Annotated in this window: 9 protein-coding genes; 3 read left to right on the forward strand and 6 right to left on the reverse strand. The window is 64.7% G+C overall.

Annotation, left to right across the window (positions count from 1 at the left end):
• From ACF8MI_RS20460 to ACF8MI_RS20470, 3 genes are all read left to right on the forward strand, one after another.
• Positions 1 to 1,614 (forward strand): ABC transporter ATP-binding protein, encoded by a 1,614-nt coding sequence (locus tag ACF8MI_RS20460; protein WP_060497829.1) that lies wholly within the window; start codon positions 1 to 3, stop codon positions 1,612 to 1,614.
• A gap of 568 nt (positions 1,615 to 2,182) precedes the next feature.
• Positions 2,183 to 5,113 carry an aminotransferase gene (locus ACF8MI_RS20465; protein ID WP_200928652.1) on the forward strand — a complete coding sequence of 977 codons (2,931 nt, stop codon included), beginning with the start codon at positions 2,183 to 2,185 and terminating at the stop codon, positions 5,111 to 5,113.
• A 182-nt stretch (positions 5,114 to 5,295) separates the two neighbouring features.
• On the forward strand, positions 5,296 to 6,201 hold the full coding sequence (locus ACF8MI_RS20470) for a LysR family transcriptional regulator (protein WP_104834293.1): 906 nt from the start codon (positions 5,296 to 5,298) through the stop codon (positions 6,199 to 6,201).
• Positions 6,202 to 6,292: 91 nt separating this feature from the next.
• Here ACF8MI_RS20470 and ACF8MI_RS20475 read toward each other — a convergent pair whose 3' ends face one another.
• The 6 genes from ACF8MI_RS20475 to kdpF form a co-directional block, all read right to left on the reverse strand.
• A complete protein-coding gene (locus ACF8MI_RS20475; RefSeq protein ID WP_104834292.1) occupies positions 6,293 to 6,988 on the reverse strand; it encodes a response regulator in 696 nt (231 codons plus the stop codon).
• Positions 6,985 to 9,639 carry a sensor histidine kinase KdpD gene (locus tag ACF8MI_RS20480; protein ID WP_104834291.1) on the reverse strand — a complete coding sequence of 885 codons (2,655 nt, stop codon included), beginning with the start codon at positions 9,637 to 9,639 and terminating at the stop codon, positions 6,985 to 6,987. Before ACF8MI_RS20480 ends, ACF8MI_RS20475 begins: the two co-directional genes overlap by 4 nt.
• A 95-nt stretch (positions 9,640 to 9,734) precedes the next feature.
• Positions 9,735 to 10,286: a potassium-transporting ATPase subunit KdpC gene (kdpC, locus tag ACF8MI_RS20485; protein WP_060500882.1), complete on the reverse strand. Its 552-nt coding sequence runs from the start codon at positions 10,284 to 10,286 to the stop codon at positions 9,735 to 9,737.
• A 10-nt stretch (positions 10,287 to 10,296) separates the two neighbouring features.
• On the reverse strand, positions 10,297 to 12,351 hold the full coding sequence (gene kdpB, locus ACF8MI_RS20490; protein ID WP_016711623.1) for a potassium-transporting ATPase subunit KdpB: 2,055 nt from the start codon (positions 12,349 to 12,351) through the stop codon (positions 10,297 to 10,299).
• A gap of 9 nt (positions 12,352 to 12,360) precedes the next feature.
• Positions 12,361 to 14,055 carry a potassium-transporting ATPase subunit KdpA gene (gene kdpA, locus ACF8MI_RS20495; RefSeq protein ID WP_104834289.1) on the reverse strand — a complete coding sequence of 565 codons (1,695 nt, stop codon included), beginning with the start codon at positions 14,053 to 14,055 and terminating at the stop codon, positions 12,361 to 12,363.
• Positions 14,056 to 14,064: 9 nt separating this feature from the next.
• Positions 14,065 to 14,154, reverse strand: a complete 90-nt coding sequence (gene kdpF, locus ACF8MI_RS20500; RefSeq protein WP_003251485.1) for a K(+)-transporting ATPase subunit F — start codon at positions 14,152 to 14,154, stop codon at positions 14,065 to 14,067.
• Between the last annotated feature and the right edge of the window lie 508 nt (positions 14,155 to 14,662).

The following is a 14,662-nucleotide window of genomic DNA, read 5'->3' on the forward strand; positions in this document are numbered from 1 at the left end:
ATGAGTGAACAGAACCTGATCGAAGTGCGCGACCTGGCCGTTGAGTTTGTGACCGGGGACCAGGTCAACCGCGTGGTCGACGGCATCAGCTTCGACATCCGCAAGGGCGAGACCTTGGCCCTGGTGGGCGAAAGTGGCTCGGGCAAGTCCGTCACCGCGCACTCGATCCTGCGCCTGCTGCCCTACCCCTTGGCCCGCCACCCCAGCGGCAGCATCCGCTACGAAGGCAAAGACCTGCTCCAGCAGAACGAGAAGACCCTGCAACGCATTCGCGGCAACCGCATTGCGATGATCTTCCAGGAGCCGATGACCTCGCTCAACCCGCTGCACTGTATCGAAAAACAGATCAACGAGATCCTTTTGCTACACAAGGGCCTGACCGGCAAGGAAGCGACGGCACGCACGTTGGAGTTGCTGGAACTGGTCGGTATTCCCGAACCACAAAAGCGTTTGAAGGCCCTGCCCCACGAGCTGTCGGGCGGGCAACGCCAGCGGGTGATGATTGCCATGGCGCTGGCCAACGAGCCGGAGTTGCTGATTGCGGATGAGCCGACCACAGCGCTGGACGTGACCGTGCAGTTGAAGATCCTCGACCTGCTCAAGGACCTGCAGGCGCGCCTGGGCATGGCGCTGTTGCTGATCAGCCATGACCTGAACCTGGTACGCCGCATCGCCCACCGCGTCTGCGTGATGCAGCGCGGGCAGATTGTCGAGCAGGCCGAATGCGCCACGCTGTTCAGTGCTCCGCAGCACCATTACACGCAGATGCTGATCAATGCCGAGCCCAGCGGGCTGCCTGCGCACAACCCGGTGGGCGCGCCGTTGCTTGAAGTGGATGACCTAAAGGTGTGGTTCCCGATCAAGAAGGGGCTGCTGCGGCGCACCGTTGACCATGTGAAGGCGGTGGACGGGGTCAACTTCAGCCTGCCGCAAGGGCAGACGCTAGGGATTGTTGGCGAGTCCGGGTCGGGCAAGTCGACGCTCGGCTTGGCTATCCTGCGGTTGATTTCCAGCCAGGGTGGCATTCATTTCCATGGGCAGAATTTGCAAGGGCTGAACCAGAAGGCCGTGCGGCCGCTACGCCGGGAAATGCAGGTGGTGTTTCAGGACCCGTTCGGCAGCCTGAGCCCGCGCATGTGCGTGGCGGACATCGTGGGTGAAGGGTTGCGCATTCACGGCATTGGTACGGCGCAAGAGCAGGAAGCGGCGATAATCGCAGCGCTGGAGGAAGTGGGGCTGGACCCGCGTACACGGCATCGCTATCCCCATGAGTTTTCCGGTGGGCAGCGCCAGCGCATAGCCATTGCCCGGGCGTTGGTGTTGAAGCCCGCGCTGATACTGCTGGATGAGCCCACCTCCGCGCTGGACCGCACAGTACAACGGCAGGTGGTGGAATTGCTGCGTAATTTGCAGCAGAAGTACAACCTGACCTACCTGTTCATCAGCCATGACCTGGCGGTGGTGAAGGCGTTGAGTCACCAGTTGATGGTGATCAAGCATGGGCATGTGGTGGAGCAAGGGGATGCACAGGCGATTTTTCATGCGCCACAGCATCCGTATACGCGGCAGTTGCTGGAGGCGGCGTTTTTGGAGGTTGAGGTGGGTTCGCCTTAAGTCTTGTAGCGCCCTCAAGATCGAGCGCCGCCCGCGCGGCGCATCGCGAGCTGCGCTCGCTCCTACGTTTGTTTCGGGCCAATTATTCCTGTGGGATTTGCGCACGGACGCCTTGGCGCATGGCGCGATATCGCGTCGTACACACCAGGCGGTCCTGCGCGCCTGCCACAGGCATTACTGGCCCGAAACAAACGTAGGAGCGAGCGCAGCTCGCGATGCGCCGCTCCTGCCGCGTGTTTTCCGTTGCGGGTGCTCTGGCTGGGCTCTAGTCCCGGCTGCTCGCTGAAGATCAGCGATACAGCTTTGACAGGCTGTAACGGTTAATTCACGCAGGCAGTCTCCGCTTCCACAGAAGACACTCATTTCGCCGTCGGCAAAACCACCTTCCGCCAAGGCGAACACGGCACCCACCCACTGGCATCCCGTGCAGCGATGCCCGCGAGCAAAAGTTCAAATTTCCATAATTTGGCGCCATTATCAGAATTACTGACAACAATCGTCTTTCATCATCAGCCAGCTCGGGCATAAATTCTTTTCCGCCAACTCCCAGCAGAAACGGTAGAGCCTCATGTCCAGCCCACAGCCCCCGTCCGCCTCCCCTGCCCTGACCACGCTGATCAGCCGTTCCGGCCTGCCCAGCCCTTCACTCAGCGAAACGCAGGCACGCGCCGTATTGCAGACGCACTATGGCCTGGAGGGTGACCTGACGCCGCTGGGTAGCCAGCAGGACCTCAACTTCCGTGTGGAGGCACCACAAGGCCGCTATGTGCTGAAGGCCTGCCACGGCAGCTATGCCCAGCTTGAACTGGAAGCACAGCACGCCGCACTGGCCTTCCTGCACGAACAGGGCTTGCCGGTACCGGCAGTGCGCCCAGCGCGCAATGGCGAAGGCTTGGTGGCACTGGACATCGACGGGCAACCCCTGCGCCTGCGCCTGCTCGACTACATCGAAGGCCAACCGTTGACTCGCCTCAAGCACATGCCGCCACGCCTGGTGGCTGAACTGGGCGGGCTTTGTGCGAAGCTGAACAAGGCCCTGGCCGACTTCGATCACCCAGGGCTTGTACGCACCCTGCAATGGGACCCGCAACATGCCGAAGCGCTGATCGATCACCTGCTGCCGGTGCTGCAAGACAGTGCCCAGCGCGCCCGCATCGAGCAGGCTACCCGCCAGGCCAGCGAGCGCCTGCTGCCGCTGGTTGATCGACTGCCGAGCCAGGCCGTGCACCTGGACCTCACCGACGACAACACCGTGTGGGCCCGCGACAGCGAGCGCCAGTGGCAACTGCAAGGGGTGATCGACTTCGGTGACCTGATACGCACCTGGCGTATCGCCGACTTGTCAGTGACCTGCGCAGCATTGCTGCACCACGCCGAGGGCGACCCGCTGCGCATCCTGCCGGCGATCAGCGCCTATCAGGTGCTCAACCCACTGACCGAGGCCGAACTGCGAGCCCTGTGGCCACTGGTGATCAACCGGGCAGCTGTACTGGTATTGAGCAGCGCGCAGCAACTGGCCGTGGACCCCGGCAACCAGTACACCCGCGACAACGTGGCCCATGAATGGGAAATCTTCGACACCGCCACTGCCGTGCCTTTCGCGCTAATGGAGGCCGCCATCCTGCAGGCGGCGGGCGTGCAGATCGACGTTCCAGACTTGGACCGTTGTGCCCCCCTGCTCCCCGACCTGGCCGGGCAGGAGGTAACGCGGGTCGACCTGGGTGTGCTCAGCCGCCATTGTGAAGCGGGTAACTGGGAGCAACCCGGTTTCGACCAGCACCTGCTGAGCGCGCAAACGGCCCCAGCCTGCACCCTGCATGGGGAGTATCGCCTGTCGCAAACCCATATCGACCGGCCCGAAGAGCCCGCCACCTGCGCCCTTGGCGTTGAGCTGCATGTGCCCAACGGCAGCCAGGTGAAGGCACCCGAAGCTGGCACCTGGCAGCGCCATGGCGACGGCCGCGGTTGCCTGCAAACCGCGCACTGGGCCTTGTGGCTACAGGGCCTAGAAGATGCACCCGCCGATGGGCAGGCGCTGGAAAAAGGCCAGTCGCTGGGCCATAGCTGTGGTTTCCTCAGCGTACAGCTGTGCCTGGACCTTGCCCTACAGCCACCCTTCTTCGCCACCCCGTCCCACGCCGACGCCTGGCTGGCCCTATGCCCGTCGCCGGCCGCGCTGCTGGACCTGGACTGCGATGCCGAGCCGCTGCCCGACCCACAGGCCCTGCTGGCTCGCCGCGACGCCAGCTTTGCCCGCTCGCAGAAGCACTACTACGCGCAACCGCCACACATCGAGCGCGGCTGGCGCAACTACCTGATCGACATGCAGGGCCGTTCGTACCTGGACATGCTCAACAACGTCGCGGTACTGGGCCACGGCCACCCGCGCATGGTCGCCGAGTCGGCGCGGCAGTGGTCGCTGCTGAACACCAACTCGCGCTTCCACTACGCGGCCATCACCGAGTTCTCCGAACGCCTGCTGGACCTGGCGCCCGAGGGCTTCGACCGGGTGTTCATGGTCAACAGCGGCACCGAGGCCAATGACCTGGCCATTCGCCTGGCCTGGGCCTACAGCGGCGGGCGCGACCTGTTGAGCGTGCTGGAGGCCTACCACGGCTGGTCGGTGGCCACCGACGCCATCTCCACGTCCATTGCCGACAACCCGCAAGCCCTGGAAACCCGCCCGGACTGGGTACACCCGGTCGAAGCGCCGAACACCTTCCGCGGCCGTTTCCGCGGTGGCGACAGCGCGGCTGACTACCTGCGCGACGTCGACGCCAAGCTGGCCGACCTCAATGCCCGTGGCCGCCAGCTGGCGGGCATCATCTGCGAGCCCGTGTACGGCAACGCTGGCGGCATTTCGTTGCCGGCCGGTTATCTGCGCGACGCTTACGCCAAGGTCCGCGCCCGCGGCGGCGTGTGCATCGCCGACGAAGTGCAGGTGGGTTATGGCCGCTTGGGCGAATACTTCTGGGGCTTCGAGGAGCAAGGCGTGGTGCCCGACATCATCACCATGGCCAAGGGCATGGGCAACGGCCAGCCGTTGGGCGTGGTCATCACCCGCCGCGAAATCGCTGAAGCGCTGGAGGCCGAGGGTTACTTCTTCTCCTCGGCCGGTGGCAGCCCGGTCAGCTGCCGCATCGGCATGGCGGTGCTGGACGTGATGCAGGAAGAAGGCCTGTGGGACAACGCCCGCGACACCGGGCGCTACTTCAAGGCCCGCCTGCAGGCGCTGGTCGACAAGCATCCGCTGGCGGGTGCGGCGCATGGCTCGGGCTTTTACCTGGGGCTGGAGCTGGTGCGTAACCGCGAAACGCTGGAGCCGGCCACCGAAGAAACCATGGCCCTGTGCGACCGCCTGCGTGAGCTGGGTATCTTCATGCAACCCACCGGCGACTACCTGAACATTCTCAAGATCAAGCCGCCAATGTGCACCACCCGGGCGAGCGTGGACTACTTTGTCGACAGCATTGACCGGGTGCTGGGCGAGGGGCTGTAAGATTGGGATGAAGGCCTAGAGGTGCCTGCCTTGGGTTTTGCGGTGGCGCACAGATCGAGCGCCGCGCGGGCGGCGCTCGATCTCACAGGCGCTGCAAACACCCCGCCAAACACCCCAAAACCCACAATGCATGTTCAAATACACACCCCATGCTTGCACCACCATGATCAGGTTTACTGACAATGGCCTTTTCCAGCGATTCCCTGGCAATATTCCTCGCCGTGCTCGATGCCGGCTCGTTCTCGGCCGCCGCCCGCAAGCTGGGCCGTGTACCCTCGGCAGTGAGTATGGCAGTCGCCCAGCTGGAAGCAGAACTGGACCTGGTGCTCTTCGATCGGGCCACTCGCAAGGCCTTGCCCACCAGCGCCGCCCTGGCGCTGGAGCCGCAAGCCAGGCAGGTGATCTGCCAGCTCAACCTGCTCGACGCCCAGGCCCTGCAACTGCACAAGGGCCTGGAAAAGCGCCTGACCATCGCCATGGCCCCCGAACTGCAAACCGGCCGCTGGAGCCAGCCACTGGAAATTTTGGCCCAGGAGTTCCCCAGCCTGGAAATCGAGGTGCGCTCGGCGACGCAGACCGAAGCCGTTCGCTTACTGCATGAAGGCAGCGTGCAACTGGCGCTGGTGTTCGAGCGGCCCGGTATCGACGAGCGTGAGTCATTCCTGGAAGCCGGCAGCCAGTTACTGGTAGCCGTTGCATCCCCCCGCCACCCCGCCGGGCAGAACAGCGGCACACCGTTGCCCGAAGAGGCCGTTGCCGAACAACGGCAGATCATCGTGGCCTCGGGCAAGGCCACCGGGTCAGACCCGCGCATGGTGCTGTCGCGGCGCATCTGGCTGACCGACAGCTACCTGGCCACGCTGGACCTGGTGCAGTCCGGCCTGGGCTGGGCCTACCTGCCGCAGCCGCTGGTCGAACCGCTGATTGCTTCAGGTGCGCTGGCCGAGGTGCGCTTCGACAACATGGCCAGTCGCTTGCGCCTGTGGGTAGACATCATCTGGATCAAGTCGCGACCGCTGGGTCTGGGGGCAAGGCGCTATCTGGATGTGATGCGCCAATGCTTTGAAACAGAATCACCGAGGTCGTGACGCAGACGCAGCTACGCTTCGAGCACCACCCTGCACCGTGTTGGATTTTTCGCCGGTAAGCCCACTCCCACAGAGTCGGCGTGAATCCGGATCAAACGGCCGGCGCCACCAACCTGTACCCCACTCCCGCCTCGGTAATGATAAAGCGAGGTGCTGTGGGGTCGTCCCCCAGCTTCTGGCGCAGATGCCCGACCACGATCCGCAAGTAATGGGTGTCTTCCACATGGGTAGGCCCCCAGATGTCCTTGAGCAACTGCTGCTGGGTAATCACCCGCCCCGGATGCCCGGCCAACAGCGCCAGCAAGGCGTACTCCTTGCGCGTCAGCGCCACCTCGACGCCCTCCAGCGTCACCCGGCGGAAGGCAAAATCCACGGTCAACGGCCCGAAGCTGGCCGCCACCTCCGAACCACCGGTCTGCGGCACCTGGCGCAGCAGGGCACGCACCCGCGCCAAGAACTCCTGGATGCCGAACGGCTTGGTCACATAGTCGTTCGCCCCGCCATCCAGCGCATCCACCTTCTGGACCTCACTGGCGCGTACCGACAACACCATCACCGGCACCGCACTCCACTCGCGCAGCTCACGCAGCACCTGCTGGCCGTCCATGTCCGGCAAGCCCAGGTCGAGCACCACCAGGTCCGGCTTGCCCAATGCTGCCTGAGTGAGCCCCTCCTCACCGGTTGCCGCTTCGATCACCTTGTAGCCCTGGGAGGCCAGGCTGATGCGCAGGAACTTGCGGATCTGCGGTTCATCGTCGATGACCAACAGGGTGGCGGACTGGCTCATGGGGTTTCGCTTTCGGCTTCAGGTTGAGGGGGCAGTGGCAAGCATAGAGTGATGCCGGTGCCCTGGCCATCGATGCCTTCGCCTACCAGAATCTGCCCGCCATGGGCGCCGATCATGCCCTGGCAGATGGCCAGGCCCAGGCCGGTACCCTGCCCGCCACGGTCACCACGGGCAGCGGTGTAGAACATGTCGAAGATCTTCTCGCGGTCGGCCACCGGAATGCCGGGGCCTTGGTCAAGGACGGCAAAACGCAACTGCATGTCCTGCACCGATACGTGGAGTTCAAGCCGACCATTGGCCGGCGAGAACCGTGCCGCGTTTTCCAGCACGTTGACCAGCGCCTGCTCGATCAGCGCTGCATGCACGAACAGCAGCGGCAGCTCGGCCGGCACATCAGTGTGCACACGCAACGGGGCGAGCACTACGCGCAGGCGGTTGAGCGCACTGCCAGCGATGTCACCCGGAGCCACCCAGTCGCGTGCCAGCTTGAGTCCGCCGTGGCCCAGGCGGGTCATGTCCAACAGGTTCTGAATGTAGCGGTCGAGGCGCTCGGCCTCGTTGCGGGTGCCGTCCAACAGCTCACGGCGGTCTTCAGGCGGGATGGCCTCGCCCAACGCCAGCAGGCTGTCGATGCTGCCACGCATGGCGGTCAACGGCGTGCGCAAGTCGTGGGAAACGGACGCCAGCAAGGCACTGCGCAACTGCTCGGTTTCGCCATGCAGGCGTGCGGCCTCCAGCTGCTCGGCCAGACGGGCGCGGGCCAACGCCTGTGCCAGCGGCTGGCCAAGGGCGGTGAGCAGGCGCCGGCGCGGGTCGCTGAGCGGCTGGCCGGAACGCGGGCGTACACCGAGCAGGGCCAGGGGTTGTTCGTCTACCGCCAGCGGCCACCACCACCAGCGGCCATTGGGCAGGGTGTCACTGCCATGGCCGGCGGCCTGGCCATGCTGCCAGGCCCATTGCGCGGCGGCGCGTTCGTTGTCGCTAAAGGCGTGGGCTTCACCACTGGCCACTTGCAGCTGGCCTTCGGCGTTGCGCTCCAGCAGGCACACCTGCATATCCTGCCAGCCATCCAGATGCTGGCCGGCGGCATTGAAGACGGCCTGGCGGTCGGTGGCCACCGTCAACCGGCGCGACAGGTCGAGCAACTGGCTGGTTTGTGCCTGGGTCTCGCGCAGCGCCTGCAGCTGGCGACGCTGGCGGGCGGCCAGGTTGCCGGTTAGCGCGGCCATCAGTAGGAAAAACACCAGCGTCAGCACATCTTCTTCACGCTGGATGCTGAACGAGAAATTGGGCGGAATGAACAGGAAATCGTAAGTCAGGAACGACAACGCAGCACAGGCCAGCGCAGGCCCCAGGCTGCTGCGTACCGCCACCAGCAACACCGCCGCCAGGAACACCAGCGATATGTTTGGCAACGCCAGCACACTCGACACCGCCCAGGACAGGCCTGCTGCCATGACGGTGGCCAGTAGCGCCAGCAGGTAATGCCGCCACACCCACACCCGCCGCACCGCCGAACGCGGCGCTTGCGGCTGCACATCGCGGTCCAGCACGTTGATTTCCAGGCCATGGCTCTCACGCAACAGCCGCGCAGCCACCCCGGCACCGAACAGGCGCCGGCGCAGTCGGTCGCGGGACTGCCCGACCAGCACCAGGCTGGCCCGTCGTTCGGCAGCATGCTGGATCAACGTGCGCGCCACTTCGCCGGCACGCAGCACCACCACCTCCCCGCCCATGCGCTCGGCCAGTTGCTGCGCAGCCTGCAGGCGATGGCGGGCGGTTTCGTCACGCAGGCGGCCGTTGTCCACATGCACCATGCTCCAGGGCAGGTGGCGGCGCTGGGCCACGCGGCTGGCATGACGCACCAGGCGCTCGGCCTGGTCGTCGCCATCCACGCCCACCAGCAGCCGGCCACGCAAGGCGGGGGCCTCCTGGCCGCGCTGGCGATAGCCATGGGCCAGGTCGGCATCGACCTGCGCGGCGGCAGTCTGCATGGCCAGTTCGCGCAGGGCGGTCAGGTTGGTTTGCGAGAAATACGCGTCGATCGCGGCCCGCGCCTGCTCCGGTACGTACACCTTGCCTTCGCGCAAGCGTTCGAGCAGGTCACGCGGCGGCAGGTCGATCAGCACCAGCTCGAAGGCTTCCTGCAACACCCAGTCCGGCAAGGTTTCGCGTACGAGCACGCCGGTAATGTCGCGCACCTTGTCGTTTAGGCTTTCCAGGTGCTGGACGTTGACCGTGGTGTACACGTCGATGCCGGCGGCCAGCAATTCCTGCACGTCCTGCCAGCGCTTGGCGTGCCGGCTGCCGGGGGCATTGGTGTGGGCCAGTTCGTCGACCAGGGCCAGTGTTGGCGCGACCTTGAGCAGGCCGTCGAGGTCCATTTCTTCAAGCGTGACGCCTCGGTACTGGCTGCGCAGCAGGGGCTGCTGCTGAAGGCCGGCGAGCAACGCCTCGGTTTCGGCGCGGCCGTGGGTTTCGACAACCCCCGCCAGCACCTGAACGCCCTGACGTTGCTGGGCGTGGGCGGCCTGGAGCATGGCAAAGGTTTTGCCGACGCCGGGGGCGGCGCCGAGGAACACCTTCAGCCGGCCCCGGCCTGTGCGTGGGAGGGTGGCCAACAGCGCATCGGCGCGGGCGGAATCACTCATGTTTCATCCTTCAGAATCTGCGACGGTCGACCAAAGGGCCTGCTTTGCAGGCCTTCGCGGGCACGCCCGCGAAGGGCCGCAAAGCGGCCCCAACATCAGCGGCTCAAATGCTCAAGTGCCTGGTTCAGCGCCAGCACATTGACCACCGGCGGGCCGATCAATGGGTGGAGGGTGGCCTCTTCCACCAAGGCTTGCAAGCGCTCCACCGGCATTTGCCGCGCTGCTGCCACGCGCGGAACCTGATAAGCCACGGCCTCTGGCGGCAGGTGCGGGTCGAGGCCGCTGCCCGAGGTGGTCAGCAACGCCTGCGGCACCGGCCCCTGCTGCGCCCGGTAGAGCGTTGCGGCGTCCCCCTTGACCCGCTCGGCCAGCGCCGGGTTACTCGGCGACAGGTTGCTGGCACCGCTGGCCACCGTGGCGTAAGCACCCGCCGAAGGCCGCGCATGGAACCAGCCATCACCCTCGAATGCCTGGGCGATCAGCGCCGAACCACGCACCTGGCCCTGGTCGTCGCGCACCAGGCTGCCATTGGCCTGTTCCGGGAAAGCGACCTGGGCAATGCCCGTCACCGCCAGCGGATACAGCGCACCCGTCACCAGCGTCATCAACAAAGCCAGGCTCAACGCCGGGCGTACATAAGCATTCATAGCGGCCTCCTCAGACCAGGTTCAGGGCATTGAGCAGCAGGTCGATCAGCTTGATCCCGGCAAACGGCACCACAATGCCGCCCAGCCCGTAGATCAGCAGGTTGCGCCGCAACAGGTGTGCCGCACTGGCCGCCTGCACCCGCACGCCACGCAGCGCCAGCGGGATCAGCGCGATGATGATCAGCGCGTTGAACACGATGGCCGACAGGATCGCGCTCTGCGGGCTGGCCAGGTGCATCAGGTTGAGCACGCCCAGCTGTGGGTAGATGGCGGCGAACAGCGCCGGCAGGATGGCGAAGTACTTGGCCACGTCGTTGGCGATGGAGAAGGTGGTCAGTGCGCCACGGGTGACCAGCAGCTCTTTGCCTACCTGCACCACGTCCAGCAGCTTGGTCGGGTCGCTGTCCAGATCGACCATGTTGGCCGCCTCGCGCGCGGCCTGGGTGCCGTCGTTCATGGCCATGCCCACATCGGCCTGCGCCAGTGCCGGGGCGTCGTTGGCACCGTCGCCGCACATGGCCACCAGGCGGCCGTCGTTCTGCTCCTGGCGAATACGCGCCAGTTTCTTCTCAGGGGTGGCCTCGGCCAGTACGTCATCCACCCCCGCTTCGGCTGCGATGGCGGCGGCGGTAAGTGGGTTGTCGCCGGTCACCATCACCGTGCGAATGCCCAGTTTGCGCAACTCGGCGAAGCGCTCGCGGATACCCGGCTTGACCACGTCCTTGAGGTGGATTACGCCAAGCAGGCGCTTGTCGATGCATACCAGCAGCGGTGTGCCGCCGCTCTGGGCGATGCGCTCCACTTCGCGGGCCAGCGCCGGGGGCATTTCCAGCCGTTGCATGCCGACGAACGCCAGTACCGCATCGACGGCGCCCTTGCGGTAGCGGTGCTGCTGGAAGTCGATACCCGACAGACGTGTTTCGGCACTGAAGGCCACTGCCTCGAACTGCCCAGCAGCCGGTTCGATAAAGTCGTGCAGTTGGCGCAGGTACTCGACAATCGACTTGCCTTCGGCGGTGTCATCGGCCAACGAGGCCAGCAGTGCGCCCTCCCCCAATTCCTTGGCGGTAATGCCTGGTGCAGCATGTAGCGCGCTGCAGCGGCGGTTGCCAAAGGTGATGGTGCCGGTCTTGTCGAGCATCAGCGTATGCACGTCACCGGCTGCTTCCACCGCCCGGCCGGAGCGGGCGATGACGTTCAAGCGCACCAGGCGGTCCATGCCGGCGATGCCGATGGCCGACAGCAAGCCGCCGATGGTGGTAGGGATCAGCGTCACCAGCAACGCGGCCAGGAAGATCAGCGGCAGGCTGCCACCCGCGAAGTGGGCAAACGGCTGCAAGGTCACCACCACGATCAGGAAGATCAGCGTCAGGCCGATCAGCAGGATGTCGAGGGCAATCTCGTTCGGCGTTTTCTGGCGCTTGGCGCCTTCGACCAAGGCAATCATGCGGTCGAGGGTCGATTCGCCCGGGTTGCTGGTGATACGGATCAGCAACCAGTCGGAGACCAGCCGGGTATTGCCGGTCACCGCCGAGCGGTCGCCGCCGGACTCGCGGATCACGGGGGCAGACTCACCGGTAATGGCGGCCTCGTTGACCGCTGCGATGCCTTCCAGCACCTCGCCGTCGCCAGGGATCATTTCGCCAGCGACTACGCGCACTACGTCATCTTTGCGCAACGCGCTGGCTGCAATGGTTTCGTAGCTGCCATCACGCTTGCGACGCTGGGCGGTCAAGCCCTGGCTACCCGCCTTGAGGCTGTCGGCGCGGGCCTTGCCACGGCCTTCGGCCAGCGCCTCGGCAAAGTTGGCGAACAGCACGGTAAACCACAGCCACAGGGCGATTTGCACGGCAACGCCGGTACTCACGCCACTGCCGGGGGCAAAGCACAGCACAGTGGTCAACACAGCGGTCAGGGCCACCACCAGCATCACCGGCGAACGTTTGAGCTGGCGCGGGTCGAGCTTGACGAACGCCTGCACCAGCGCCGGGCGCCACAGCGCGGCGAAGCGAGTCTGGTCCTTGGCGGTGTGCCGCGCTTTAACTTCAGGAATGGGCATGTTCATGGTCAGTCCTCAGAAACCCAGGCTCAGGTGTTCGGCGATTGGCCCCAGGGCCAGGGTCGGCAGGAAGGTAAGGCCACCCACCAGCAGGATGGTCACCAGCAGCAGGCCGGTGAACAGCGGGCCATGGGTGGGGAAGCTGTTCTGCCCCTGCGGTGCGCTTTTCTTCGCTGCCAGGCTGCCAGCCAAGGCCAGGATCGGCAGGATGTAGCCGAAGCGGCCGATGAGCATGGCCAGGCCGATCATCAGGTTGTGGTACACCGTGTTGGCACCGAAGCCGGCGAAGGCCGAGCCATTGTTGGCCGTGCCCGAGGTGTAGGCGTACAGCAGCTGGCTGAAACCATGCGCCCCCGGGTTGCTGACTGCACCCGCCGGGCCAGGCAGGCTGGCGGCGATAGCGCCCAGCACCAGCACGCCGACCGGCATCACCAGCAGGGTTGCCACCAGCAACTGCACCTCACGGGCTTGCAGCTTCTTGCCCAGGTATTCGGGGGTGCGACCAATCATCAGCCCGGCCAGGAACACCGCGATCAGCACGAACAGCAGCATCCCGTACAGCCCGGCGCCGACGCCGCCGAAAATCACCTCGCCCACCATCATGTTGACCATCGCCACCATGCTGGTCAGCGGGTTGAGGCTATCGTGCATGGCATTGACCGAGCCGTTGGAGGCAGCAGTGGTGGTGACCGTCCACAACACCGAGCCGGTGGTGCCAAAACGGCTTTCCTTGCCTTCCATGGGGGCCGCCTGTTGCACCTGAGTGCTTTCCAGCGCGGGGTTGGGCTGGTACTCGGACCACAGCGCGGTGCTGCCGCCAATCAGGAACAGGGCAAGCATGCAGGCGAGGATCGCGCGGCTCTGACGCAGGTCCTTCACGTAGTGGCCGAACGTGAACACCAGCGCCACCGGAATGAGGATGATCGACGCCACCTCGAACAGGTTGCTCCAGGCCGTGGGGTTTTCGAACGGATGCGCCGAGTTGACGCCGAAGAAGCCACCGCCGTTGGTACCCAGTTGCTTGATGGCGATCTGGCTGGCGGCCGGCCCCAGCGGAATGGTCTGGTCAGCCCCTTGCAGGGTCAGCGCATGGGCGTAGTCGGCAAAGGTCTGCGGCACGCCCTGCCACACCAGCAGCAGCGCCAGCAGCAGGCACAGCGGCAGCAAGCCATAGAGGGTGGCGCGGGTCATGTCGACCCAGAAATTGCCCACCGTCGTTGCACTGCGCCGGGCAATGCCGCGACACAACGCAACCAGCACGGCCAGGCCGGTGGCGGCACTGACAAAGTTCTGTACGGTCAGGCCAAGCATCTGGCTGAGGTAGCTGACCGATGCCTCACCACTGTAGGCCTGCCAGTTGGTGTTGGTGACGAAGCTGACGGCGGTATTGAACGCCAGCGACCACTCCTGGCCGGGCAGGTGCTGCGGGTTGAGCGGCAGGTAGCCCTGCAGCAGCAACACAGCGAACAGCAGCAGGAATCCGGCCAGGTTGAAGGCCAGTAGCGCCAGGGTGTATTGCCGCCAGTTCTGCTCCTGGCTGGCGTTCACGCCCGCTAGCCGGTAGCAGGCCTGCTCGACCGGGCTCAGCAGCGGCGACAGCCAAGTGCGCTGGCCTTCCATGACCCTGTAGTAGAACCGCCCGAGCCAGGGTGCCGGTAACAGCACGATGGCGAAGAACGCCAGCAGCAAGGCGAAATCGTAACTGTGCATGGCCGCTCCTTAGCTGCGATCGGCGCGCAGCAGCGCCACCAGCAGATAAAACGCCAAGGCCACTGCCAGCAGCAGTGACAGCCCGTCGAGCATATTCATGAGTGGTTCTCCCCGTGGTGCGGCGTGTGCCGCTATGGGGAAATTGTCTGAGGGAGGGGCGTAAAGGGGCGAGATCGGAGGGTGGGGGTGGGTATAAAGAATGCGTAAAGATCAAGGTTGTGGGCATCGGTGTAAACTGATCGGCGCAGATCACGTTTCTGTATTGCAAGTTTCTGATCTGCGTAATGCCCACAACATTCGCCGCCGTGCCCCCACGCATCCCAACGGACCCGACTCAACGTGAGTAAGCACTTTAGTGGCTCTGAATGCCTTCCTTGGTCTAAACCATCTCCACTCATTTTTAATCAAGGGACATTCGTTGCAGGCGTGCTTGCATTTGCCGGCGCACTCGGTTTCAGAGAAGATCATCGCGGGAAAGAGGGAGGGACAAGCATTTTGCCCAAAACTTGAAATATTTTCGCCGTTTCCCTAAGCAAAAAAAAAAAAAAAAAAAAATAGCCATTGAGTATCGCATCAACTTTTTCTTTGGCGCATTCTCTGGATAGCA

Origin of the sequence: Pseudomonas sp. yb_9 (genome assembly GCF_043103635.1) — a bacterium.
Taxonomy (GTDB): Bacteria; Pseudomonadota; Gammaproteobacteria; order Pseudomonadales; family Pseudomonadaceae; genus Aquipseudomonas; species Aquipseudomonas monteilii.